General features: G+C 72.8%; 26 protein-coding genes. 12 read left to right on the plus strand and 14 right to left on the minus strand.

Annotated features, from left to right (window positions below; genetic code table 11):
* Positions 1–11: 11 nt before the first annotated feature.
* The 4 genes from VGP36_21385 to VGP36_21400 form a co-directional block, all read right to left on the minus strand.
* Positions 12–428 (minus strand): DUF6187 family protein, encoded by a 417-nt coding sequence (locus tag VGP36_21385; GenBank protein ID HEV7657262.1) that lies wholly within the window; start codon positions 426–428, stop codon positions 12–14.
* The gene (locus tag VGP36_21390; GenBank protein ID HEV7657263.1) at positions 421–1,707 is read right to left on the minus strand and encodes an FAD-dependent oxidoreductase; all 1,287 of its coding nucleotides are present in this window, start codon (positions 1,705–1,707) and stop codon (positions 421–423) included. Before VGP36_21390 ends, VGP36_21385 begins: the two co-directional genes overlap by 8 nt.
* Entirely contained in the window at positions 1,704–2,321 is a 618-nt protein-coding gene (locus VGP36_21395) for a DUF6423 family protein (GenBank protein ID HEV7657264.1), read from the minus strand. Before VGP36_21395 ends, VGP36_21390 begins: the two co-directional genes overlap by 4 nt.
* 126 nt (positions 2,322–2,447) lie before the next feature.
* Positions 2,448–2,798: a DUF6235 family protein gene (locus VGP36_21400; protein ID HEV7657265.1), complete on the minus strand. Its 351-nt coding sequence runs from the start codon at positions 2,796–2,798 to the stop codon at positions 2,448–2,450.
* 176 nt (positions 2,799–2,974) lie between these two features.
* Here VGP36_21400 and VGP36_21405 point away from each other — a divergent pair, with 176 nt between their 5' ends.
* The 3 genes from VGP36_21405 to VGP36_21415 all read left to right on the plus strand — a co-directional run bounded on the left by VGP36_21405 (position 2,975) and on the right by VGP36_21415 (position 4,519).
* Positions 2,975–3,211 (plus strand): NIPSNAP family protein, encoded by a 237-nt coding sequence (locus VGP36_21405; protein ID HEV7657266.1) that lies wholly within the window; start codon positions 2,975–2,977, stop codon positions 3,209–3,211.
* A 4-nt stretch (positions 3,212–3,215) separates the two neighbouring features.
* On the plus strand, positions 3,216–3,671 hold the full coding sequence (locus VGP36_21410) for an SRPBCC family protein (GenBank protein HEV7657267.1): 456 nt from the start codon (positions 3,216–3,218) through the stop codon (positions 3,669–3,671).
* Positions 3,672–4,105: 434 nt separating this feature from the next.
* Complete coding sequence (locus tag VGP36_21415) at positions 4,106–4,519, plus strand: VOC family protein (protein ID HEV7657268.1); 414 nt, start codon at positions 4,106–4,108, stop codon at positions 4,517–4,519.
* Positions 4,520–4,545: 26 nt separating this feature from the next.
* On the opposite strand, the gene VGP36_21420 is transcribed toward VGP36_21415, so the two are convergent.
* From VGP36_21420 to VGP36_21430, 3 genes are all read right to left on the minus strand, one after another.
* Positions 4,546–5,199, minus strand: coding sequence for a class I SAM-dependent methyltransferase (locus VGP36_21420; GenBank protein ID HEV7657269.1), 654 nt, complete (start codon positions 5,197–5,199; stop codon positions 4,546–4,548).
* A gap of 236 nt (positions 5,200–5,435) precedes the next feature.
* Positions 5,436–5,840, minus strand: a complete 405-nt coding sequence (locus VGP36_21425; GenBank protein ID HEV7657270.1) for a nuclear transport factor 2 family protein — start codon at positions 5,838–5,840, stop codon at positions 5,436–5,438.
* Between the two features lie 13 nt (positions 5,841–5,853).
* Positions 5,854–6,204: a YciI family protein gene (locus VGP36_21430; protein HEV7657271.1), complete on the minus strand. Its 351-nt coding sequence runs from the start codon at positions 6,202–6,204 to the stop codon at positions 5,854–5,856.
* A gap of 97 nt (positions 6,205–6,301) precedes the next feature.
* On the opposite strand from VGP36_21430, the gene VGP36_21435 reads away from it, so the two are divergent.
* Genes VGP36_21435 through VGP36_21445 form a run of 3 tightly spaced genes read left to right on the plus strand, consistent with a single transcriptional unit; the run spans position 6,302 to position 8,488 of the window.
* Positions 6,302–6,928: a sigma-70 family RNA polymerase sigma factor gene (locus VGP36_21435; GenBank protein HEV7657272.1), complete on the plus strand. Its 627-nt coding sequence runs from the start codon at positions 6,302–6,304 to the stop codon at positions 6,926–6,928.
* Positions 6,929–7,165, plus strand: coding sequence for a zf-HC2 domain-containing protein (locus VGP36_21440; GenBank protein HEV7657273.1), 237 nt, complete (start codon positions 6,929–6,931; stop codon positions 7,163–7,165).
* Between the two features lie 30 nt (positions 7,166–7,195).
* Positions 7,196–8,488, plus strand: a complete 1,293-nt coding sequence (locus VGP36_21445) for an MFS transporter (protein ID HEV7657274.1) — start codon at positions 7,196–7,198, stop codon at positions 8,486–8,488.
* Between the two features lie 5 nt (positions 8,489–8,493).
* Here the strand turns inward: VGP36_21445 and VGP36_21450 are convergent, their stop codons facing one another.
* Positions 8,494–9,279, minus strand: coding sequence for a TIGR03084 family metal-binding protein (locus VGP36_21450; GenBank protein HEV7657275.1), 786 nt, complete (start codon positions 9,277–9,279; stop codon positions 8,494–8,496).
* 41 nt (positions 9,280–9,320) lie between these two features.
* Between VGP36_21450 and VGP36_21455 the strand changes: the two genes are divergently transcribed.
* A complete protein-coding gene (locus VGP36_21455) occupies positions 9,321–10,496 on the plus strand; it encodes an SLC13 family permease (GenBank protein HEV7657276.1) in 1,176 nt (391 codons plus the stop codon).
* On the opposite strand, the gene VGP36_21460 is transcribed toward VGP36_21455, so the two are convergent.
* On the minus strand, positions 10,493–10,915 hold the full coding sequence (locus tag VGP36_21460) for a cupin domain-containing protein (GenBank protein ID HEV7657277.1): 423 nt from the start codon (positions 10,913–10,915) through the stop codon (positions 10,493–10,495). The genes VGP36_21455 and VGP36_21460 overlap by 4 nt on opposite strands.
* Before the next feature lie 75 nt (positions 10,916–10,990).
* On the opposite strand from VGP36_21460, the gene VGP36_21465 reads away from it, so the two are divergent.
* From VGP36_21465 to VGP36_21475, 3 genes are read left to right on the plus strand one after another with little or no spacing between them, the layout of a single operon-like run.
* Positions 10,991–12,136, plus strand: a complete 1,146-nt coding sequence (locus VGP36_21465; GenBank protein HEV7657278.1) for a hypothetical protein — start codon at positions 10,991–10,993, stop codon at positions 12,134–12,136.
* A gap of 18 nt (positions 12,137–12,154) precedes the next feature.
* Positions 12,155–12,823: a DUF1345 domain-containing protein gene (locus VGP36_21470; protein HEV7657279.1), complete on the plus strand. Its 669-nt coding sequence runs from the start codon at positions 12,155–12,157 to the stop codon at positions 12,821–12,823.
* A 59-nt stretch (positions 12,824–12,882) separates the two neighbouring features.
* A complete protein-coding gene (locus tag VGP36_21475) occupies positions 12,883–13,872 on the plus strand; it encodes a LacI family DNA-binding transcriptional regulator (GenBank protein HEV7657280.1) in 990 nt (329 codons plus the stop codon).
* Positions 13,873–13,931: 59 nt separating this feature from the next.
* Here the strand turns inward: VGP36_21475 and VGP36_21480 are convergent, their stop codons facing one another.
* From VGP36_21480 to VGP36_21495, 4 genes are all read right to left on the minus strand, one after another.
* Positions 13,932–15,578, minus strand: a complete 1,647-nt coding sequence (locus VGP36_21480) for a glycoside hydrolase family 13 protein (GenBank protein ID HEV7657281.1) — start codon at positions 15,576–15,578, stop codon at positions 13,932–13,934.
* A 71-nt stretch (positions 15,579–15,649) separates the two neighbouring features.
* Positions 15,650–16,594 (minus strand): carbohydrate ABC transporter permease, encoded by a 945-nt coding sequence (locus tag VGP36_21485; GenBank protein HEV7657282.1) that lies wholly within the window; start codon positions 16,592–16,594, stop codon positions 15,650–15,652.
* Positions 16,595–16,610: 16 nt separating this feature from the next.
* Positions 16,611–17,561, minus strand: a complete 951-nt coding sequence (locus VGP36_21490) for a sugar ABC transporter permease (protein HEV7657283.1) — start codon at positions 17,559–17,561, stop codon at positions 16,611–16,613.
* Between the two features lie 93 nt (positions 17,562–17,654).
* The gene (locus VGP36_21495; protein HEV7657284.1) at positions 17,655–19,028 is read right to left on the minus strand and encodes an extracellular solute-binding protein; all 1,374 of its coding nucleotides are present in this window, start codon (positions 19,026–19,028) and stop codon (positions 17,655–17,657) included.
* Between the two features lie 433 nt (positions 19,029–19,461).
* On the opposite strand from VGP36_21495, the gene VGP36_21500 reads away from it, so the two are divergent.
* Positions 19,462–22,170 carry a discoidin domain-containing protein gene (locus VGP36_21500; protein HEV7657285.1) on the plus strand — a complete coding sequence of 903 codons (2,709 nt, stop codon included), beginning with the start codon at positions 19,462–19,464 and terminating at the stop codon, positions 22,168–22,170.
* A 51-nt stretch (positions 22,171–22,221) separates the two neighbouring features.
* On the opposite strand, the gene VGP36_21505 is transcribed toward VGP36_21500, so the two are convergent.
* Positions 22,222–22,800 carry a DsbA family protein gene (locus tag VGP36_21505; GenBank protein HEV7657286.1) on the minus strand — a complete coding sequence of 193 codons (579 nt, stop codon included), beginning with the start codon at positions 22,798–22,800 and terminating at the stop codon, positions 22,222–22,224.
* Between the two features lie 98 nt (positions 22,801–22,898).
* Here VGP36_21505 and VGP36_21510 point away from each other — a divergent pair, with 98 nt between their 5' ends.
* Positions 22,899–23,117, plus strand: a complete 219-nt coding sequence (locus VGP36_21510) for an EF-hand domain-containing protein (protein HEV7657287.1) — start codon at positions 22,899–22,901, stop codon at positions 23,115–23,117.
* Positions 23,118–23,324: the final 207 nt, after the last annotated feature.

The following is a 23,324-nucleotide window of genomic DNA, read 5'->3' on the forward strand; positions in this document are numbered from 1 at the left end:
ATCGGGTCGGCTCAGCTCGCGGACGCGTCGTCGACGGCCCGGCGGCGCATCCGGCAGGCGGCCAGGAAGGCCAACTCGGCCGGGCCGGCGTCGGCCGGACCGCAGGCCGCCAGCGACCGCAGCGTGCGGTCCCAGCCGGCCCGGGGCGAGGCGTCGGCCACCGGGTCGCGGGGCAGGGTGTCCCGGACGGCCTGCCACCGCCGGGCGCCGGCGGCCAGCAGGACGGCGAACTCGACCGGTCCGGCCCCGTGCCGGGCCCGGTCCACGGCGAGGGCGACCAGGGCGGGATCGTCACCGCCGGTCAGGACGGTCAGGCCGAGGCCCGCCAGCAACCGGCCGGGGTCGAGGCCGAGCAGGATCACCCCGGTCTCCGTGGCCGCCGGGTCGTCGACACCGGGGAGCAGGAACTCGGGCGCCGGTCTAGACATGGCCGACGCCCACCGGGGTCCGCACCCGGGCGGCGATCGCCCCCGCGACCCGGGCGGTGGCGACGCGGTGCCCGTCGATGTTCCGCGCGGCCGGGCCCAGCACCATGGCGGCCGCGGCCCCCACGGCGAACACCGCCGGCGCCCGGCGGTAGCTCAGCGTCGGCTCGTCCAGGTCGGGCCAGCCGTCCCGGGCACCGACCGCGCCGTCCGGGAGCAGGCCCGTCCCGATCGAGGGCACCGTGCCCAGGGCCAGCACCACGGAGTCGGCCGCGACCCGGTCACCACCGGCCAGCAGGACCGCCGGACCGTCCGCCAGGCCGTCGACCGTACGGCCGCGATGGACCCGCAGCTGGCCGGACGCCTCGGCCGCGGTCAGCAGAGGCCGGAACTCGAACATGATCGACGCGCGTCGATGCCGCCGCATCAGGGCGCCCCGGTCCGCCCAGGACACCTCCGCCCCGAAGCGGGCCCGGCCCTCGGCCCGGAAGAACGCCGCGTTGACGTCCGAGCACTGGTAGCGCTCCGCGTCCTCGCGCAGCACCCAGTGCGCCTCCCGGCCCGCGTCCAGCGCGGCGGCCAGCAGGTGGGCCGCGGTGAGCCCGGCACCGACGACCGCGACCGACCCGGTGGCCGGCGCCGGCTCGTCCCAGCGGTACACCCCGGGCAGCGTCCGGGCGCCCCAGCCGGCCGGGGCCGGGCGGGTCCGTTCGCCCAGGGCCAGCACGACGCACCGGGCCTCGACCGGCCCGGCCGCGGTCCGGACCACGACCGAGCCGTCCGCGGGCTCGACCGCCAGCGCGGTCGTCCGCCAGGTCCGTTCGGTGACGTGGTGGACGTCCGCGACGTGCCGGCAGAAGGCCTCGAACACATCGACGGGTACGACGGAGCGGTGCCCGGCCTGGGCCATCCGGATCTCGCGGCGCTCCACCGCGGTGAGCCGGGACCAGTGCAGCCGGGCGAAGTCGAGCAGCTCGCAGTCGCGGTACCCCTCGACCCCCGGGTGGTGCTGGTACGGCGACCGCAGCACCCGCTGGTCCAGCCCGTCGACCCGGTCCAGGAACTGCCCGCACGGACGGTCGGCCGGGTCGAGCAGCACGACGTCCCGGACGTCCCGGTGCCAGAGCGCCGAGGCGACCGAGAGACCCGCCGGCCCGGAGCCGACGACCACGACGTCCGCGGTGGCCGGCGGCGGGCCGGTCCGGGGCCGGGGGTCCGGGCCGGGGAACGGGCGTCTCCGGGGGGAGCTGAGCAGTACCGGGTCGGGGACGAACAGCGTCACCCGACGACCGTGACTGGGACGATCAACTCCACGACCGGCCGCTGCGGCAGCCCGTCGGCGACCAGGCGGTCCAGCCGCTCGGCCATGCTCTCGGGATCGCCGGTGGACACCGGGGTGTAGCGGGCGTGCGCGTACACCGGGCGGACTCCGCCGAACTCCATGCTGAACATGGTCAGCACCGCCTCGCCCGGTCGGACCTCGCCGCCGAAGAAGCTGAGCCGGCGCAGGTCCGGGGTCATGAAGCTCTTCGCGAACTGGCGGGAGAGCACGGCCGTGTCCGGGTCGTCGACGAAGGAGCTCTCCTCGTCGCAGGTGACCTGCATGGCCATCCAGGTCTGGTCGGTCAGGTTGGTCTCCGACTTGATCACCATCCACCGGCCGGGCTCGGGCAGGGCCATCGACACCGAGACGTCGTGCTCGGAGGTGTCGATGGCACCGGTGACCATGAGGACGCGACGGCGGACGTCGGCCACCGCGGCCATCTGGATGTCGCGGGCCCGCACCCGCGAGGAGACGTCGAGCCCGGGCATCTCGGCTTCTCCTGGTGCCGTGATGAGCTCAGGCGCCGCCATCGGGGCCGGCTCTCCGGCCTCGGGCATCTCGATCGAGGACATCTTTCCTCCTGACGGCCGGCGGACCAGACGTAGGCCCAGATCTATCACCCGCGCTGGTTCGGTGGCAATGGACGCTGCAAGCACTGATCATGCCGAGATGTACGGTCAAGGCGACAGTCCCGCTGGTCAGTCCGGTGGATCCGCGGGACGGCCGATGTCGGGCGCCTTCTGCGGGTCGCCGATGTAGACGATGTCGTAGGCGTCCTCGTCGGCGAGCTGCACCGTGACAACGGTGTCGTCGCGCACCTCCACCTGCACCTCGCCCGAGGACGCCCGCCGGATGGTCCGGTACGCCCGGAACACCGAGCCGTCGCCGATGGCGAACAGGGCTCGGTAGACCGCGTTGCGGACGGCCTGACCCGAGGGCGCGGACCAGCGGTCGAGCTGACCGAGCCCGAACCGCAACTTCCTTCGGGGCCTCCTTACGCCGACCACGCGATCACCCTGACCCGCGGGGCGTGACCGCGTCGTCGTCACCGCGCCGCTGGCTCTGCACTGGCCCGTGCCGGCACATGGCGCTCCTCCCGGGCGTCGCCGCGAGAACGCCGGCCGGCGTGGTGCGCGACTCCCGGACTCCAACGTAGGAGCCCGACCGTCACCGTGACCCCTCCTGAAATGCGTTCACCCCGCCGGTCCCCGGGCAGAATCACGCGATGATCACCTGCGTCGTGCACTACACCGTCGACCCGAGCGAACTGGACGCCTTCGAGCGCTTCGCCCGCCGGTGGATGGAGCTGGTGAGCCAGCACGGCGGCACCCACCACGGCTACTTCCTGCCGGCCGAAGGTGCCAGCGACGCCGCCCTGGCGTGGTCGACGTCCGTCGCGCAGAAGGTGAGGTCGACGAGGCCACCGACCTGGGTCCCCGTGCCGCCGGGAGTGATTCGATGAGCGCATGACGGATGGGACGGTGTCGCGGGTTGTCAGTGCCAGCCGGGAGATCTCGGCCGGGGCAGGGGCGATCTTCGAGTTGATCGCCGATCCGGTGCAGCAGCCTCGGTGGGACGGCAACGACAACCTCGCGAAGGCACTCACCGACGAGCGGATCCGCCGGGCCGGCGACATGTTCTCGATGGCGCTGACCAACGGCGGCGTCCGGGAGAACCACGTCGTCGAGTTCGAGGAGGGCCGGCGGCTCGCCTGGACCCCCGCCGATCCCGCCCGGGCACCGGCCGGGCACCTGTGGCGCTGGGAACTGGAGCCGGTCGGCGACGCGCTCACCCGGGTCACCCACACCTACGACTGGACCCGGCTGACCGACGAGAAACGGTTCCAGCGAGCCCGGGAGACCACGAGCGGCAAGCTGCGCGCCTCCCTGGACCGCCTCGCCGCCCTGGCCGAACGCCACTGAGCCGGCCCGCGGCGTTCCGCGGCGCCGCCTCGAGGATGTCCGCCCGTCGTGCAGTTCGGTCGGACTGATCAGCGGGGGCGCGATCCGCGGCACCGCTGCAGCAGGTTCACGGGCAGACCGCGATGGAGGCAGTCACCAGGGGGCGGGCTCGATGAAGGCCGCCGCGGGCCGGCCGAGCCACTGGGTGACCCGCATCGCGAGATCCATGTCCGCGAGGCCCGAAGGGCCAGGTCCCAGCGCAGCCGGCGGTCGGCGCCCGCCTCCGGCAGCCGGACGTCGCCCACGTCGACGACCGGCCCGGTCAGGAACTCCTCCGGCCCGCGGCGGAGCCAGCGCACCATGGACAGCGCGTACTGGCAGGAGATCGTCCCTCGGCCCGGCAGTCTCGGGATGGCTCCCATCGGCGGCGAATGTCGCTGGCTAAAATGCGCCGGATGAAGACCCTGCACACGTCCTACCGCGTCACCGACCTCGCTGCTTCGCTGGTCTTCTACCGTGCGCTCGGATATCAGGACATCGGCCGCCTCGACGCCGACAACGGCGCCAGCCTGACGTTGCTCAAGTTCCCCGAAGAGGACGTCGCCACCCTCGAGATCGTCCACCGCCCGGCGGACCCGTCCGTGGACCTCGGCACGGGTTTCACCGCCCTGGTGGTCCAGGTCGACGATCTCGCGGCCACGGTCGACACCCTGTCCCGGTCCGGACTGAAGCCGGAAGCCCCGCAACAGCCCGGCGGCGCCGACGGCCCCCAGACGTCCTGGCTGACCGACCCCGACGGCTACCGGATCGAACTCGTCCAGTGGCCCGCCGGCCACCCCTCCGGCCTCACCGCAGAAGACTTCGCCTGACCCGGATCGGAAGCCGAAGGCCGACGCTAGGCGGTGCGGCGGGCGAGCAGGGTGGAGTCGTGTACGTCGGCCGTCGTGCCGTCGCGGGTCATCGTCCGCGGCCGTTGCTCGGCCACGAGGACCTCGAAGCCCTCGGGCAGGCCGGGCAGCAGGTCCGCGGCCAGGAACATCGCCCGGCGCTGGCTCGCCGCCAGCTGCGCGAACACCTCCGACGGCGCGTGTCCGACCACCAGGAGGTGCCCACCGGGCGCGACCGCCTCGGCCAGCCGACCGGCCACCTCGACCATCCCGCCATCCGGCGGGTGCAGGAAGTGCGTGGTGACCAGGTCGTAGGAACGGCCGCCGGCCGCGAAGGTCCGGGCGTCGACCTGCCACCAGTCCGTCCGGTCGGCCACCCCGGCCTCCTCGGCGTGCCGGGCGGCCCGGGCCAGACCGTTGGCGGAGAAGTCCGCGCCGGTGACCGTCCAGCCCTGGCGGGCGAGCCAGATCACGTCGCCGCCCTCCCCGCAGCCGACGTCCAGCGCGGTGCCGGGAGTCAGCCGGGACACCTCGGCGACCAGCTGCGGGTTGGGGTTGCCACTCCAGACCTTCTCCGCACCGGAGTACCGCTCCTCCCAGCTCGGCGGCTCGAACATGGCCGCCGCTTCCTCCTCGGTCAGCTGGTGCCCGTGCCCACCCATCAGGCGACCCCCTCGATGTCCATGCCCACGACCCTGCCGAACCCTGCCCGACGCAAGCAAGACTTGTTGCTGCTCCGGCAACCGAGCACGGTCACTCGAACGCTGGACCGAGGCGCTCACCGCCCGCTTCGCCATCGTCCCGGGCCGGATGAACCGCTCATCCGCCGAACCAGGACCGTACAGCCCGCAGCCGCGACCAGGTCCGCCGCACGAGCCGCCGCCGGGAAGGCGCGGGGTCAGGCCGTGGCGATGGTCCGGCCCGGCATCGGCTCGGCGAGGGCCGCCCGCGAGGCCGGTGCCGGGAACGGGTCGGCGAAGAACTGCGTCTCGTGCACCACGTGTTCGCCGGCGAACTCGGTGATGCTCACCGAATAGGTCGGCACGCCGTCGTACGTGATCACGCACTCGCTGACCCACAGCGACCCGTCGCCGGTGATCCGGAGCACGGTGAAGTGCCGGTCGGCGGGATGGCCGCCGCGTTGCGCCGAGATCGCCGACCGGCCGCGGAATCGCTCGCCCGACTGGGGATAGTCGAGGACCGCGTCCGTCGCGTAGATGGCGTGCTCGGCCTCGATGTCTCCCCGTTCGGACGCCCGCCAGTGTTCTTCGAGTGCGGTCCTGATCGGACTGCCGGGCTCCATTGCATCGGTCCCTTCAGACGGTGATCTCCAGCGTCGGGCGCACCTCGACCGTGTACTCCCGGGGCAGCAGCGCGGCGATCTCGACCGCCGTCTCCAGGTCCGGCAGGTCGACGAGGTAGAAGCCGCCGATCTGCTCGACGGTCTCCGCGTACGGCCCGCGGGTCACCGACCGCTCCGGACCGGGGCCGAGCCGCCGGGCGGAAGCGGGCGGCTGGAGCGCGTCGCCGACGACGAGCGTGCCCCGCGCGCGGACCGCGTCGCCGAACGCGTTGAAGTCGTCGATCGTCCGCTTGCGCAGGTCGTCCCCGGCCTCGTCCCACTTCGTGAAGTGGTCCTCCTCCGTCAGCAGTACGAGAAACCTCATGGCCCGCCCTCCCGGCTCAGTCTGTCACCGCATGACGATCGACCCGGGCCCGAATCGACACTGACCACCGAACGCGGTCCTGTCCTACGCTCCGGCCGTGGACCTGCCGCCGGACGAGGAGTTGGTGGCGCGGTTGCGGGGGCGGGACGAGGACGCGTTCGCGCTGGTGCTGGACGCGTGGTCGCCGGGGATGCTGCGGCTGGCGCGGTCGTTCGTGTCCACTCCGGACTCGGCCGCGGAGTGCGTCCAGGACGCCTGGCTGGCGGTGATCGAGGGGATCGGCCGGTTCGAGGGGCGCTCGGCGCTGCGGACGTGGGTCTACCGGATCCTGGTGAACACGGCCAAGCGCCGGGGGACGCGGGAGGGCCGGTCCGTGCCCTGGAGCAGCCTCGACCCGGACGCCGGGCCGACCGTGGACCCGGCCCGCTTCCAGGGTCGGGGCGAGGAGTACCCGGGGCACTGGCGGGAGTTGCCGCTGCCCTGGCCGACGCCGGAGGACGCGACCCTCGCGGCCGAGGTCCGGGCCGAGGTCGCGGCGGCGATGGCCGAGCTGCCGGAGCGGCAGCGGGTCGTACTGACCCTGCGCGACGTGCAGGGGTACGACACCGAGGAGATCTGTTCGATACTGGAGATCACCCCGGGGCACCAGCGGGTGCTGCTGCACCGCGCCCGTGCGTACGTCCGGGGCCGGCTGGAGAGCTACTACGCGAAGGCGGTGACCTGAGTGACCGAGCTGGACTGCGACGAATTCGTCGAGCTGGTCACCGCGTACCTGGACGGGGCGCTGAGCGCCGAGGACCAGCAGCGGGTGCTCGACCACCTGGGCCTGTGCGACGGCTGCTCCACCTACCTGGACCAGGTCCGGGTGACGATCGAGGCGGTCGGCGAGCAGACCGAGCCGGAGGCGCTGCCGGACACCGGCCGGGCCCGGCTGCTGGAGGCCTTCCGCAAGGCGGTGTAACGCCGGGCCGGGTCGCGACACTGACCGGGCATGATGCCCGACCCTCGCGCCGCGTCCCTGCGCCGCCGCCTGCGCCCCCTGCACGCCGCGGTGTTCCTGCAAGGGTTCCTGCTCTGGTTGCCGGTGGAGAAGCTGTTCATCACCACGATCGGCTTCGACGCGGCCGCGGTCGGGCTGCTGGCGGCCGTGTACGCGGCCGTGGTGCCGGTGCTGCAGCTGCCGGCCGGCATCCTGGCCGACCGGTGGAGCCGGCGCGGCGTGCTGATCGTGTCCAGCCTGGCGCTGGCGGCCAGCTCGCTGCTCGGCGGCCTGAGCCACAGCATCGGGATGTACCTCGTCGCGGCGCTCGCGCTGGGCGTCTTCTTCGCCTTCAGCGCCAGCACGTTGGAGTCGGTCGTGTACGACACGGTGCTGGAGGAGACCGGCACCGGCGAGGGGTTCGAGCGCCGGATCGGCCGGGTCCGGACGGTCGAGGCGGTCGCGCTGGTCTCGAGCTCGCTGCTCGGCGGCTGGGTCGCGGACCTGCTCGACCCGCGGATCACGTACTTCCTGACGATCCCGTTCGCCGCCGCCTCGATCGCCGGGTACGCGTGGTTCCGCGAGCCGCGGCTGCACCGGGCCGCCGCGCCGGTGTCGCTGCGCCGGCACCTCGCGATCACGGTGACCGCGATCACCCGGCGCGGCCGGCTGGTGCCGGTCGTCACGCTGGCCGTGCTGGTCGCCGTGCTCGCCCAGCTGCTGTTCGAGTTCGGGCCGCTCTGGCTGGTCGCGCTCGCGGTGCCGGCCGCCGTGTACGGGCCGTACTGGGCCGCGCTGGTGTCGACCGTCGGACTCAGCGGGCTGCTGGCCGGGCGGGTGCGGCTGGACCGGCCGGCGACCGCCTGGGGGATCGGCGCGGCGATGACGGTGGCGGCGCTGACCCTGACCACCGGGGCCGGGTTCCTCGTCATCACCGCGGCCCAGATCACGCTGGCGCTGCTGGTCGGGCTGGCCGAGATCCACGTCAGCGCGGTGCTGCACGACGCGGTCCCGTCCGCGATCCGGTCCGGGGTCGCGTCCGGCGTCAGCTCGCTGTCCTGGCTGGTGTTCCTGCCGGTCGCGCTCGGGTTCGGTGCGCTCAGCAACGCGCACGGGGTGAGCGTCGCGGGCTGGATGTTCGTCGTCATCACCGTCGCCGCGGCCGGTCTCGTCGTCGCCACCGCGTACGGGCCGGCGCCGGTCCCGGCCGCGTGGCCGGATTCGGTGCCGGCCCCGGCCCCGGCCCCGGTCACGACGTCGGTCGCGGTCCCGGGCGAGGCGATGGAGTGCGTCGGCTGTGGTTGATCCGTCTACTGTGGACGGCGCCCGGGACCCGGCGCCCCCGCGTACGCCTGGGCGAGCTCCAACCAGGCCGTCGCGACGTCGCCTTCCGCGACCAGCGCGGTGTCGGCCCGGTGCCGCCGCTGGGTGACCAGCAGGCAGAAGTCCAGCGCCGGCCCGGACACCCGCTGACCGTCCGATGTGGACCCCCATGTCCACAGTGCACCGTCCGGACCGGACAGTTCCACCGCGACGTCCGCGGCCGGCGCCGGCAGCCCGCGCAGCCGGAAGCTGTGGTCCCGGGTGGCCACCCCGAGGTGACAGACATGCCGCAGCCGGGCGGTCGGCACCCGTTGGACGCCGAGCGCGTCGGCGACGTCCTGGCCGTGGGCCCAGGTCTCCATCAGCCGGGCGGTGACGGCGGAGGTCATGCTCATCTCCACGCCGTACCAGGGCAGCCGGGTGGCGCCGTCGGTCGCCGCGGCCAGCTCCAGGTAGGCGGCCCGGGCGCTGCGGAACCAGCCGTGGCTGGCGGTGTGGGCCATCCCGCGCTGCCGGGTGACCAGCACGTCCGGGAAGTCGGCGGCCTCGCCGGCCAGCGCCAGCGCCCCGGCCCGGAACTCGTCCGGATCGGTCACCGCCAGCGCCGCGGCCTCGTCGAACCAGGCCAGGTGGTTGACCTGGTCCTGGATCGACCAGCCCGCGGCCGGGGTCGGCCGCCCCCAGCCGGTCGCGTCCAGCGGCGCCAGCAGATCCAGCAGTTCGGCGCTCTCGTCCCGCAGATCCGCCACGACCTCGTCGTGTCGTCCCGCCATGGACCCCTCCGATCGACGGCTCGCAGGAGATCGTAGGTCCCGTGCCGCGCCCCGACCGACTCCGCCGCCCGGCCGCGCTCGACGTCCTTGCCGTCGTCCTGCTCGGGGCCGGCCTGGTGCTGGTCGCGACCGGCGGCCTGCCGGCGTCCGCGGCCCGGGCCACGCTGGACCGGGCGCTGCCGCTGCTGGTCTTCCTGGCCGCGGTCGTGGTGCTGGCCGAGCTGCTGGCCGCGGCCCAGGTCTTCGACGTGGTCGCGACCCGGATGACGATCGCGGCCGGCGGGTCGTACCCGCGCCTGTTCGGGCTCTGCGTCCTGTTCGCCTCGGCCACGACGAGCTTCCTCAACCTGGACACCACGGCCGTGCTGCTGACCCCGGTGATGCTCGCGGTGGCCGGGCGGGCCGGCGCGCAGCGGCTGGCGCTGGCGATGACGACCGTCTGGTTCGCCAACATCGCCAGCCTGCTGCTGCCGGTCTCGAACCTGACCAACCTGCTCGCGGCCGACCGCGTCGGGCTGCCGGCCCGGTCCTTCGCGGCCCGGATGTGGCTGCCCCAGCTGGCCGCGATCGCGGTCGGCGCGGCCTGCCTCTGGGTCTTCTACTGGCGCCGCCGCGACGAGGACCGGTACGTGCCGCCCGAGCCGCTGCGTCCGGCCGACCGGGTGCTGTTCCGGGTGGCCGCGGCCGACGCGGCCGCGTTCGCGGTCGCGGTGCTGGCCGGCGTCCCGCTGCCGCCGGCGGCGGTCGGGGCCGCGGTGGTCATCGTGGCCGCGTACGCGGTGCGCCGCCGGGACCGGCTGACCGTCACGCTGTTCCCGCTGCGGCTGCTGGTGCTCGTGGTCGGGCTGTTCCTGGTGCTCGGCGCGGCCGACCGGACGGGCTTCGGCACGTTCCTGCGGTCGCTGGTCGGCGACGGGGTGTGGCGGACCGCGGGCACCGGTGCGGTGCTGGCCAACGCGGTCAACAACCTGCCCGCGTACGTCGCGGTGGAGGCGGCGGTCCCGACCGGGCACGCGGACCAGCTGCTCGCGCTGCTGATCGGCACCAACGTCGGCCCGCTGGTGCTGCCCTGGGGCTCGCTGGCGACGGTGATCTGGTTCGAGCGGGTCCGGTCGGCCGGGGTCACGGTCGAGCTGCGCCGGTTCGTGCTGACCGGGCTGGTGACGGCGGTGCTGACGCTGGCGGCCGCGGTCGGCGTGCTCGTGCTGACCGGTTAGACGGGACGGTGCCAGTCGTCGCCGTCGCCCGCCCGCAGGCTCGGCAGATTCACGACGATCGCCTGCTGCGTGGTCCGGGCGATCACGACGACCGCGTCCCGGACCGGGTCCGGGTTCTCCTCCCGGTGCGGCGCGAACGGCGGCACGTACACGTAGTCGCCGGGGCTCGTCCGGACCCGCCGCTCGGCGTCCCCGTCCAGGAACACGAACTCCGGGTGCCCGGACACGACGTAGATCGCGGTCTCGGACTCGCCGTGGTGGTGATCGGCCGAGCTCGCCGCCGGGCGGACCGTGGTCCGGCCCATCCAGAGCTTGTCGGAGCCGACCGTGGTGCCGGAGATCGCCTCCTCCCGCACCATCCCGGAGCTCTGCGCGGTGTCCGAGGACAGCTCGGTGCCTCTGATGTGCCGGACGGTCATGCCTCCAGCGTCGCATCGTCACGTCACCGGCACAGGTGACAGCACGGTGTGGTCATCTGCTGCGACACTGATCGGGTGCGGACCCGGTCGTCGGTGGTGCGGGCCCAGCAACTGCTGTCCGACGGGCAGGCGGCGATCGACGCGGGCGACCACGCCGGCAGCATCCCGGGGCTGGAGCAGGCCGCGGAGTTGGGCCGCGCGGTGCTGGCCGAGGAACCCGACCAGCCGCGGCACCGGCTCGCCCTCGGCGCGGTCTGCGCGGCGCTCGGCGAGGCCCTCGCCTCCACCACCCGGTACGGCGAGGCCGTGACCGTCCTGACCGAGGCCCTGGACGCGTACGGGGAGGCCGGGCCGCTGGTCACCGGGCGGGTCGCGGACGTCCGGCTGCGGCGGGCCTGGTCCTACGCCCGGCTCGGGGCCGGTGCCTCGGCCGTGGTCGACGCGCAGGCCGCGGTCTTCGGCCAGCTGCGGCGCGGGGTGCACCCGGACCGGGTCGACGGCGCGTACGTGGACCTGGCCCGGACGATGATGCTGGTATCGGACCTGTTCGGGGCCTGGGCCGACCCGGCCGTCGCGCTGGCCGCGGCCCGCGAGGGGTTGTCCTGGTACACCCGGGCGGTCCGGTCCGGTGCGGCCGAGATGGACCTGGCGCTCTGGGTGGCGATGGTGCGGGCGCTGTCGGTGGAGAGCGCGGTGCTGCGCCGGACCGGGGCGGGGGAGGCGGCCGGGCCGGCCGAGGCGACGCTGCAGTGGCTCGGGTCGGCGCCCGTGGACACGCTCACCGCCCGCCGGACCCTCGCCCCGAACGTCACCACCCCCACCGTCGCGGATGCTGTCGCCGAACTCGCCCGCCCCGCCGAGGCCGGCCTCCCCGCCGAGGCCGGACCCGCCGGCGCCGTCGGAGCCGCCGGGGACCTGGCCGGGTTGTTGCTGGCCGAGCCGCTCGGGCCACCGTGTACGCCGGCGCTGCGGACCTCGGTCACGCTCCTGCCGGCCGCGGCCGGACTGTCCGCGGCCGGCGCGCTGCGCCTGCTGACCGGCGGCCGGGCCGAGACCGGACTGCGGCTCGGCCTGGAGGCGCACTACCTCTACGCCGCCACCGCCGAGGAGGGCCTGCTGGTCCCGGCCGCCGCCGCCCGGTGGGCGTACCTGCGGGCCGAGCTCGGCACCCAGGCCGCGGCCTGCGGCGACGAGGAACTCGCCGCCGACCTGAGAACCTGAGGCTGGTTCACTGCGCGGATGGACAGAGCCGCGCCTGCCTCGATGCGGGTCTCCGCCGCCGCCGTGATCGGGGTCGTCGCCGGGGTCGCGACGGGGCTGCTGGGTGCCTGGACGTACGCGCCCGCAGTCGGGTTCGACGCCGCCGGTGCCCTCTTCCTGGTCGGGACCTGGCTGGCCGTCGCCCGGATGGACGCCCCGGCGACCGCCGCGCACGCCACCCGGGAGGACCCGACCCGCCGGATGACCAGGCTGATCGTGCTGGCCGCGGCCGTGGCCAGCCTGGCCGGCGTGGGCACACTGCTGATCGACACCACCAGCGGCCACGGCGTGGGCCGGGCCGGCGCGGCCGCCCTCGGTCTCGGCAGCGTCGCGATCGCGTGGCTGGTCGTGCACAGCCTCTTCATGCTGCACTACGCCGAGCTCTACTACGGCCCGGGCGGCGGCGACCCGCACCAGCCCGGCACCGGCCCGGCCGGCGGCATCGACTTCGGCCTCACGTCGCCGCCGCGGTACGGCGACTTCGCGTACCTCGCCTTCACCATCGGCATGACGTACCAGCTCTCGGACACCCCGCTGACGACGCGGGCGTTACGCGCGTCCGTACTGCGGCACGCGTTGCTGTCGTACCTGTTCGGCTCGCTGATCCTCGGGGCGAGCGTCAACCTGATCGTCTCGCTGGCGAGCTGACGCAAGCATTTGCGCAAACCTGGCGTAGGCTTTCGCCCGTGGGACGGCGGCTTGCGGAAGTGGCGCAGAAAGTCGGGGTCAGCGAGGCAACGGTGAGCCGGGTGCTCAACAACCGGCCCGGGGTCTCGGACGCCACCCGCGCGGCCGTGCTGACCGCGCTGGACGTGCTCGGCTACGAGCGCCCGACCCAGCTGCGGGGGGAGCGGGCCCGGCTGGTCGGGCTGGTCCTGCCCGAGCTGCAGAACCCCATCTTCCCGGCGCTGGCCGACGTCATCGGCGACGCGCTGGCCCAGCACGGGCTGACGCCGCTGCTGTGCACCCGCACCGCCGGCGGCGTCTCCGAGGCCGAGTACGTCGACCTGCTCCTGCAGCACCGTGTCTCCGGCGTCGTCTTCGCCGGCGGGTCGTACGCGATGGCCGATGCCTCGCACGAGCACTACAAGCGGCTGTCCGAGCGGCGGCTGCCGGTGGTGCTGCTCAACGCCGGCATCGAGCACCTGGCGTTCCCGCGGGTGTCCTGCGACGACACGGTCGCGGTGGAACAGGGCGTCGGGCACCTGCGCTCGCTCGGGCACGAGCGGATCGGGATGGTGCTGGGCACGTCGGACCACATGCCGTCGCGGCGCAAGCTGGAGTCGTTCCGGGCGGTGCTGGCGGCGGGGGGCGAGCGGCTGGCCGACGACGTGATCGAGCACTCGCTGTTCTCCATCGAGGGCGGCCAGGTCGCCGCGGGCAAGCTGATCGACCGCGGCATCACCGGCATCCTCTGCGCCAGCGACCTGATGGCGCTGGGCTCGGTCCGGGCCGCGCGCCGGCGGGAGAAGTCGGTGCCGGGCCAGATCTCCATCGTCGGGTACGACGACTCCCAGCTGATGACCTGCGCCGCCCCGCCGCTGACCACGATCCGGCAGCCGATCGAGGCGATGGGCCGCTCGGCGGTGGAGATGCTGGTGTCCCAGATCGAGGGCGCCTCGGTCTCCGCCGACGAGCTGCTGTTCGAGCCGGAGCTCGTGGTCCGCGGCTCGACCGCCCCCGTCCACCGCGGCTGAGCCCGCCCGCCGCGCCCGTGGCCGGGACGACCAGGTACCCCGCCACGGGACGCCGACGATCAGGAGGCCGGCAGGGTGAACCAGGCCGTGGTGTCGGGCCCGAGCAGCCCGCCGGTCAGCTCCTGGCTGGCCAGCAGCACCTGCGCGCCCGGCGGCAGCGGCACCGGCTCGGCGCCGGGGTTGGCCCAGCAGGAGATCGGCCGGCGATGCCCGCGGACGAACCCGAGCACTCCGTCCGGTACCGCCGGGAAGTCGATGTCCGTGCTCGCGAACGCCGGCTCGGCCCGCCGGATCCGCAGCGCCGTACGGTAGAAGCACAGCATCGAGCCGGGATCCCGCTCCTGACCGTCCACAGTGTACGGTTCCCAGCCGGCCGGCTGCGGCAGCCAGGTCTGCGTTCCCGCGGGGGAGAAGCCGTACGGCGCAGCGGATCCGGACCAGGGCAGCGGCACCCGGCAGCCGTCCCGGCCCGGGTTGGTCCGCCCGGACCGGGTCCACATCGGATCCTGCCGGGCGTCGTCGGGGATGTCCTCGACCTCCGGCAGGCCGAGCTCGTCGCCCTGGTAGACGTACACCGACCCGGGCAGCGCGAACGTCAGCAGGGCCGCCGCCCGGGCCCGGCGCAGCCCGAGCTCCGGGTCGTACGGCTCGCCGTGGTGCTCGGCCCGGAACGCGGGGGAGTGCTCGTAGCCGGTGTGGTCGCGGCCGAACCGGGTGACGTGCCGGGTGACGTCGTGGTTGGACAGCACCCAGGTCGGGGGCGCGTCGATCTGCCGGTGGATGTCCAGCGTCCGGTGGATCGCGTCGGTGAGCGAGCCGAGATCCCAGGCGGCGGTGAGGAAGTCGAAGTTGAACGCGGTGTGCAGCTCGTCCGGGCGCAGGTAGCGGGCGAAGCGCTCCTGGTCGGCCAGCCAGATCTCGCCGATCAGCGCCTTCGGCGGCGTGTACGAGTCGGCCACCTTGCGCCAGCGGCGGTAGACGTCGTGCACCTCGTCCCGGTCCTCGTACGGGTGCTGCGGGGGCACCTGGTCCGGCTCCATGTCGGCCAGGTCGGGCGCCTTGAGCAGCATCGCCGCGGAGTCGATCCGGACGCCGTCGGCCCCGCGGTCGAACCAGAACCGCAGGATGTCCTCGTGCTCGGTCCGGACCAGCGCGCTGTCCCAGTTGTAGTCGGGCTGCTCGGGCGCGAACAGGTGCAGGTACCACTGGCCGTCCGGCAACCGGGTCCAGGCCCCGCCGCCGAAGATGGACTCCCAGTTGTTCGGCGGCAACGCCCCGTCCGGCCCGCGGCCGTCCCGGAAGTGGAACAGCTCCCGGGCCGGGTCGCCGGCCGCGGCCGCCACCGCGTGGCCGAACCAGGCGTGCTCGGTGGACGCGTGGTTGGGCACCACGTCGACCACGATCCGCAGGCCGAGCTCGTGCGCCCGGGCGATCAGCGCGTCCGCGTCGGCCAGCGTGCCGAAGCTGGGATCGATGTCGCGCGGGTCGGCGATGTCGTAGCCGGCGTCGGCCATCGGCGAGGTGTACCAGGGGCTGAACCAGATCGCGTCCACCCCGAGGTCCCGCACGTACGGCAGGTGCGCCGTGATGCCGGGCAGGTCGCCGATCCCGTCGCCGTCGCTGTCGGCGAAGCTGCGGGGATAGATCTGGTAGATCACGGCCGTCGTCCACCACTCGTGGTCGGACGGCGCGGAGAGTTCGGTCATCAGAACCCGTTGTTCCCTTCGCCTCGGAGCAGGGTTGAGCCCGGTGGTGCGGTGAGCGGCGGGCGCGGTGGTCAGCCCTTGACGGCGCCGGCGGACAGACCGCCGAGCAGGTTGCGCTGGAACAGCAGGAACAGCGCGATCACCGGCAGGCAGCTGATGGTCAGACCGGCGAGCAGCAGCGGCTCGGTGATTCCGCTGGCGGTGGTGAACGACAGCCGGCTGAAGGCCACGTTGACCGTCTGCACGGTGGGGTCCTGCAACACCAGCAGCGGCCAGAGGAAGTCCTTCCAGGACGTGACCACGATGAAGATGGAGACCACGGCCAGCACCGGCCGGGCGAGCGGGAGCACGACGCTCCACAGCAGCCGGATGCTCCCGGCGCCGTCGATCGCTGCCGCCTCCAGCAGCTCGACCGGCAGCCGGTCGAAGAAGCGCTTGAGGATGTAGATGTTGAAGGCGTTCGCCGCGCCCGGCAGCCACAGTGCCCACGGGGTGTTGAGCAGGTTCAGGTGCAGCAGCGGCAGGTTCACCACGGTCAGGTACGTCGGCACCAGCACGGCCGCGGCCGGCACCATCAGCGTGGCCAGCATCAGCCCGAGCACGACGTTGCCGAGCATCGGGCGCAGCATCGACAGCGCGTACGCGGCGGTGACGGCGACGGCGAGCTGCAGGGCCCAGGCCCCGATCGCGTAGTAGCCGGTGTAGAGCAGGAAGCGGCCGATGTCCAGGCGCGTCCAGGCCTCGGAGAACGTCCCCCACTGCCAGTGCGCCGGGAACAGGGACTGGGTCGCCTGGGCCAGCTCCGAGGGCGTCTTCAGCGCCGAGAACACCATCCAGACCAGCGGCCCGAGGAAGACCAGCGCGAACAGCAGCGTGACGAGCCCGACCGCGCCCCAGTAGACGAACCGGGCGCCGGGGCGGCGGAGGTCGTTGGCGGAGAACAAGGTCCGGGTCGCCGGGTCGCCGGTACCCGCGCGGTCGACCGGGACGTCGACCGTCGAGATCGGTGCAGTCACAGCAAGAACCTCCCGCTCAGTCCGCGGACCGGGTCAGCCGCAGGTAGACCGCCGAGAACGCGGCCAGCACGACGAACAGCAACATGCTCATCGCCGCCGCGAGCCCGAAGTCCTGGTTCACGGCGAAGGCGTACCGGTAGATCAGCACGATGATCGTGATGGTGTGCGGGTCGGTCGTACCGGTGAGCTGGAACGGCTCGATGAAGACCTGCATGGTCGCGATGATCTGCAGCAGCAGCAGGACCACCAGCAGGAAGCGCATCTGCGGCAGGGTGACGTGCCAGATCCGCCGCCAGACCCCGGCGCCGTCCAGCTCCGCCGCCTCGTAGAGGTCGCCCGGGATCGCGGCCAGGCCGGCCAGGTACATGATCGTGGCGCCGCCCATGTTGGCCCAGGTGGACACCAGCACCAGCGAGAGCATCACCATCCGCGGGCTCTGCAGCCACTGTGACGTCGGCAGGCCGACGCTGCTGAGGATCTGGTTGAACAGGCCGCTGCCCGGGTCGTAGAAGAACTGCCAGAGCAGCACGGTCACGATGGGCGGCAGGATCACCGGCAGGTAGACCGCGATCCGGAAGAAGCCGCGGAGGTGCCGCAGCTCGTTGAGGACCAGCGACACCACGAACGGCACGGCGTACCCGAGGACGAGGGCGAGACCGGTGAACTCGACCGTGTTCTTCCAGGCGGTGAAGAACAGCGGGTCCTGGAAGAGGTGCGCGAAGTTGTCGAGACCGACCCAGTAGGGCGGGATGACGAAGTTGTTCTGCTGGAAGGCCAGCAGGATCCCCCGGACGAGGGGGAACCAGGAGAAGAACCCGAAGCACAGCAGGGCGGCCAGCAGGAAGCCGTAGCCCCGGCCGGTGTCGGCCCACCGGCGGCGGCCGGGGCGGCCCCGCCGGACGGTGGGGGCGGCCGTGCGGCCGGGCCGCGGGTCGAGCACCTGCTCGGCGCGAACGTCGACGGTCACGGGGTTCCTCCGCTTGCCGGTCCGACCGGTGGGTCACGGTTCCGACCGGGGTCGCGCCGGCCGTACGGGGCCGGCGGGACCCGGGTCTCGGACTTACTTCGCCGTGGCGAGGATGCTGTTCACCTGGGTCGTGGCCGAGGCGAGCAGCGCGTTGATGTCGGCGTTCGGATCGGTCAGCACCGTCGCCATCGCGGTGTCGAGGACGGCGTAGATCTGTTGTGCGTTCGGCGGTTCCAGCAGCAGCGGGATGCTGGCGGTCCGGGCGTCGAACGGCGCGAAGTTCTGCTGCGGCACGTTGGCGTACTTGGTGTTGGCGGCCTTCAGCTTCTGCTCCGCGGCGCCGGTCCAGATGTTCGGCTCCGGCATGCCGACCGGCTGCTTGCCCGCGGCGGCCTTGGCCTTGTCGGCGTCGATCCGGTCCGGGTCCGCGCCGGCGTTGCGGAACTGCAGCCACTGCAGCCCGGCCTTGATCTTCGCCGCGCTCAGGCCGGCCTTGAACATGTAGCCGTCACCGCCGCCGAGGGTGCCCGCACCGTCCGGGATCCCGCCCAGGCCGAGGTTCTGGTACTTGCCGCCGTACTGGTTGACGATCGTCGGGATGTTGTCGGCGGACCCGACGTACATGCCGAGCTTGCCGGCGACCATCTGCTTGAGCAGGTCGGCGTACTCGAGCTTCTGCTTGACGCCCATCGAGTTGTCCACGAAGCGCATGTCGTGCAGCTGCTGCAGGACCTGCTTGCCCTTGTCGGTGTCGAAGCTGGCCTTCCAGGTCGAGTCCTGCTTGGTGGCCACCTGGCCGCCGAGGGAGTTGAGCTCGGCGGTGAAGTGCCAGCCGCCGGTGTTGGACTTGCTGTAGTCGCCGTAGCCGGCGATCCCGTTGCCCAGAGCGGCGATCTTCTTCGCGTCGGTCCGGACCTCGGCCCAGCTCGTGGGCGGCGCGTTCGGGTCGAGCCCGGCCTGCGTGAACAGGTCGCGGTTGTAGATCAGGCCGAGCGAGTAGTTCGCGAACGGCAGCCCGTAGACCTTGCCGGAGCCGTCCGAGAACACCTTCATGAGGCTCGGCTTGATCTCCTTCGCCGCCGGCACGACGTTGTTCAGGTACGGCGTGATCTCCGAGACCTGGTGCTTGGCGATGAGGCTCGCGGGGTCGGTCATGTAGACGTAGAAGACATCCTCGAGCTGACCGCCGGCGAGGCGGGCCGCGAAGGTGGCGGGGTCCATGAACCCCTCCTTCGGATTCAGCTTGATGTTCGGGTATTTCTTGGTGAAGGCGGCCACGTCGTCCATGTAGTTCTTCCGGTTCACCGTGTCGGTGGCCGGAGGGAGGCCGTTGACGGTGATGGTCACCGGTCCGGCCGCGTCGGCGGATTCGTCGGAGCCGCTGCCGCACGCGGCCACGCCTCCCAGCACGGCGAACACGGTCAGGGCGACGGCGCACGCCCGACCGGTGCGCACTCGAACGGACATGGCATCTCTCCTTCGAGGGGCTCACGTCGGCCGCTCATCGAGGGGTGGGTGTTGCCGGCAGGTGACGGTCTCGTGCCCGTCGTGTGTAGCTGCGCTGAGAGTAGGGGCGGACTCTGCAAGAAGTAAATAGAAGTCTGCAACACGCCGAGTGTGTGATGGAACTTCGCCGTCAGTAGACAGCAGGTCCGTCTTGAGCATGTTCGGCCGATATGGGTAGTCAAACTATTGCATGATGCCGTTCGACTCTTGCGCAGCACAGTTGGGCGATCGTACGGTGTCGCCCAGGTCACACCGGCGCCGCCGACGGGCGGTCCGCCGATCCGTCCGCACGAGCTGACCCGCTGCCGCTCACCGTCAGAAAGGCGGCTCCGTCATGTCCTCTGTCGTGCTCACCCGAGGTCCGGCAGCGCGAAGGCGAACACTCACCGGTGGCGTGCTCGCACTGGCGCTGGCCGGCTCGGTGGTCGTGGTGCTGGCCTCGAACCAGGGCACCGCCCACGCGGTCGGACCGGTGGGGACCGTCGCGGCGTTGCCGGCGTCCGAGACCGCCGGGCGCGGCGCCACGCTGCCGTTCGTCGAGCACGAGGCCGAGAACGTCGCCACCACCGGCACGATCATCGGCTCCAACCGGGCCGAGGGCACGCTGGCCGGGGAGGCGTCCGGCCGCAAGGCGGTCACCCTCGGGGCCGGGCAGTTCGTGCAGTTCACGCTGACCGCGCCGGCCAACTCGATCGTGGCCCGGGTCAGCATCCCGGACTCCTCCACCGGCACCGGGCTGGACGGCGCGCTGAACCTCTCGATCAACGGGGCCGCGGCCGGCACCCTGCCGGTCACCTCCCGGTACGGCTGGTACTACGGCAGCTACCCGTTCACCAACGCCCCCGGCGCCGGGCACGCCCACCACTTCTACGACGAGAGCCGCAAGCTGCTCGGCCAGACGTTCCCGGCCGGCACGACGGTCCGGCTGTCGTACGGGGCGTCGAACATCCCGGCGTACACGGTGGACCTGGCCGACTTCGAGAACGTCGCGGCGCCGGCGGCCCAGCCGGTGAACTCGATCTCGATCACCGCGAACGGCGCCGACCCGACCGGCGCGGGCGACTCGGCTCCGGCCATCGACACGACCGTGGCCCAGGCCAGGGCGCAGGCGAAGACGGTCTGGATCCCGGCCGGCACGTTCACCGTCAACCGGCACATCATCCTCGACGGCGTCACCGTCGCCGGGGCCGGTCAGTGGTACTCGGTGCTGCACGGCGACGGGGTCGGCGTCTACGGAAAGTTCGTCGCCGACGGCGGCCCGAGCCAGAACGTGCACGTGTCGAACTTCGCCGTCATCGGCGAGATCAAGGAACGCAACGACGCCGCGCAGGTCAACGGCATCGGCGGGGCGCTGTCGAACTCCTCGGTCACCGGCCTGTGGATCCAGCACACCAAGGTCGGGGCCTGGATGGACGGGCCGTTCACCAACTTCACCTTCAGCGGCAACCGGGTCCTCGACCAGACCGCGGACGGGCTGAACCTGCACGACGGCATCACGAACTCCATCGTGAGCAACAACTTCATCCGCAACAGCGGCGACGACGGGCTGGCGCTGTGGGCGGAGCACAACCAGGAGAGCGGTGACTCCTTCACCCACAACACGGTGATCGCCCCGATCCTGGCCAACAACATCGCCATCTACGGCGGCAGCGGCATCACCGTCTCCAACAACGTCGTCGCCGACACCCAGACCCAGGGCGGCGGGCTGCACTTCGCCAACCGGTTCACCGCGGTGCCGGTGGCCGGGATCTTCACCGTGGCCGACAACACCGCGGTGCGGGCGGGCGTGCTCGATCCCAACTGGCAGTTCGGCGTCGGGTCGATCTGGTTCGACGGCCGGGACGGCCCGATGACCAACACGATCAACGTGTCCGGGCTGCGGCTGATCGACAACTCGTACGAGGGGATCCAGTTCATCGACTCCAGCGTCACCGGCGTGCACTTCGACGGGGTGAGCATCGAGGGCGCGGGCACGTTCGCCCTGCAACTGCAGGGGGTCGGGGCGGCCTCGTTCCGCAATGTGGTCGCGTCCGGGCTGGGCAAGACCGGGACGTACAACTGCATGGGGCCGAACGCGTTCGCGATCACCGACCTGGGCGGTAACGCGGGCTGGTCGGATGTCTACTGTGGACCGTGGCCGGACCCGGTGTACGGGACCCCGACGGTGCCGCCGACGACGCCGCCGACCGGGCCCACGCCGCCGCCCTCCACGCCGCCGCCCTCGACCCCGCCGCCGCCACCGGCGAACGGGAACCTGGCCCAGGGCAAGCCGATCACCGCGACCGGGTTCGTGGACGTGGACCGGCCGCAGAGCGCGAACGACGGCAGCACCACGACATACTGGGAGAGCACGAACAACGCGTTCCCGCAGTCGATCACGGTCGACCTGGGCGCGGCGACGTCGATCAACCACGTGACGCTGCGGCTCCCGCCGACCTGGGAGGCGCGGACCCAGACGCTGTCGGTCAGCGGCAGCACCGACGGGACCGCGTTCACCGGCATCGTCGGCTCCGGGGCGGTCCGGTTCGACCCGGCCACCGGGGACAACGCGACGCTGAGCTTCGCCGCGGTCTCGACCCGGTTCGTCCGGGTGACGATCACGGCCAACACCGGGTGGCCGGCCGGCCAGCTGGCCGAGCTCGAGGTGTACGCGGGCGGGACGGCGACGACTCCGCCTCCGCCCACCGGTGACCTGGCCCGGGGGAGGGCCGCCACGTCGAGCTCGTTCACCGACGTCGACGTGCCGGCGCGGCTGACCGACGGCGACGCGAACACCTACTGGGAGAGCGCCAACAACGTCTTCCCGCAGTTCGCGCAGGTCGACCTGGGCTCGGCGCAGTCGGTGAGCCGGCTGGTGCTCAGGCTGCCGCCGGCGGCGGCCTGGGCCGCCCGGTCCGAGACGCTCTCCGTGCTGGGCAGCCCGGACGGCACGACGTTCAGCACGGTCGCGGGGTCGGCGGCGTACCGGTTCGACCCGGCGACGGGGAACACCGTGACGATCACCTTCCCGGCGGCGTCGCGGCGGTTCGTGCGGGTGAGCATCACCGCGAACACGGGCTGGCCGGCCGGTCAGCTCTCGTCCCTGGAGGTGTACGCCTCCTGAGCGACTCCCGTCCCGGCCGGCGCCCCTCGCCGGCCGGGACGGATCGCCGTCTCAGCGCGCCCGCTTGAGCTCCGCGAACTGGGGGACGGCGGAGATCAGCTTCATCGCCTCGTACAGCTTCTCGGAGTCGGCGCCGGTGGGTTGCTCGGTCACGATCGGCCCGAAGTAGCCGGGGCCGTCGCCGAAGGCGATCACCGGGCTGCCGGACTCCTGCCCGGCCCGGCGCTGGCTCTGCTCGTGGCTGGCCTCGACGTCGGAGTCCCGGCCGGAGTCCTCGTACGCGTCGAGCAGGTCGGTCGGCAGGCCCGCGTCCGCGACGGCGCCGGCGACCAGCTCCTTGGTGAGCGTCCCGCCGTCCTCGTGCAGCCGCCGGCCGAGCGCGGTGTAGAGCGCGTCCACGGCCTCGTTGCCCTGCCGCAGCCCGGCCTCGGCCAGCACCCGGGACGCGAGCCTCGACTGTCGCATGCCCTCCTGGTACTGCTCCGGGACGTCCTTGTCCGCGTTGAGCACGGCCAGGCTCATCAGCCGCCATTCGACCTCGTCGCCGTGCTCGGCGGCGGCGTCCCGCAGCCAGCGACCGGTGTTCCAGGTGTACGGGCAGGTCGGGTCGAACCAGAAGGTCACGGTCATGACCCGGTCCTGCCCAGAATTCGGCCGGCAGATTCCCATCGGTCCGGACATCGGGGGTGGGCGTTCGCGGGGTGATCGGATCGGGTAGGCAGTCGCCCGTGACCGACACCAACCGCTACGCCGACAGCTTCCGCATCCTCGACGCCGACGGCGACGGCAAGATCTCCGCCGCCGAGCTGGTCCAGCTCATGCGCGGCCTCGGCGACGACGTGACCGACGAGGCCGCGGCCAAGGCCGTCGACCTGATGGACACCGACGGCGACGGCCTCGTCAGCCTCGAGGAGTTCGCCGGCTACCAGGCCACCCACGGCGTCTGACGTCGGAGAGCCCCCGTACGGCGATCGCTCCGTGCCGCTCCGCGGTCCGCCGGCCGGTGCCGGCCGCACGGTCCCCCGGGGCGGCCCGGCGCCGGCGCGCGCCGGCCCGCTCCGGTCCGCTTCACGCCGAGCAGTCGGCCGGGCGCCGGCGCGCGCCGGGTTCGCTCCGCGCCGAGCAGTCGGCCGGGCGCCGGCGCGCGGCGGGTT

This window comes from Mycobacteriales bacterium, assembly GCA_035995165.1.
Taxonomy (GTDB): Bacteria; Actinomycetota; Actinomycetes; order Mycobacteriales; family CADCTP01; genus CADCTP01.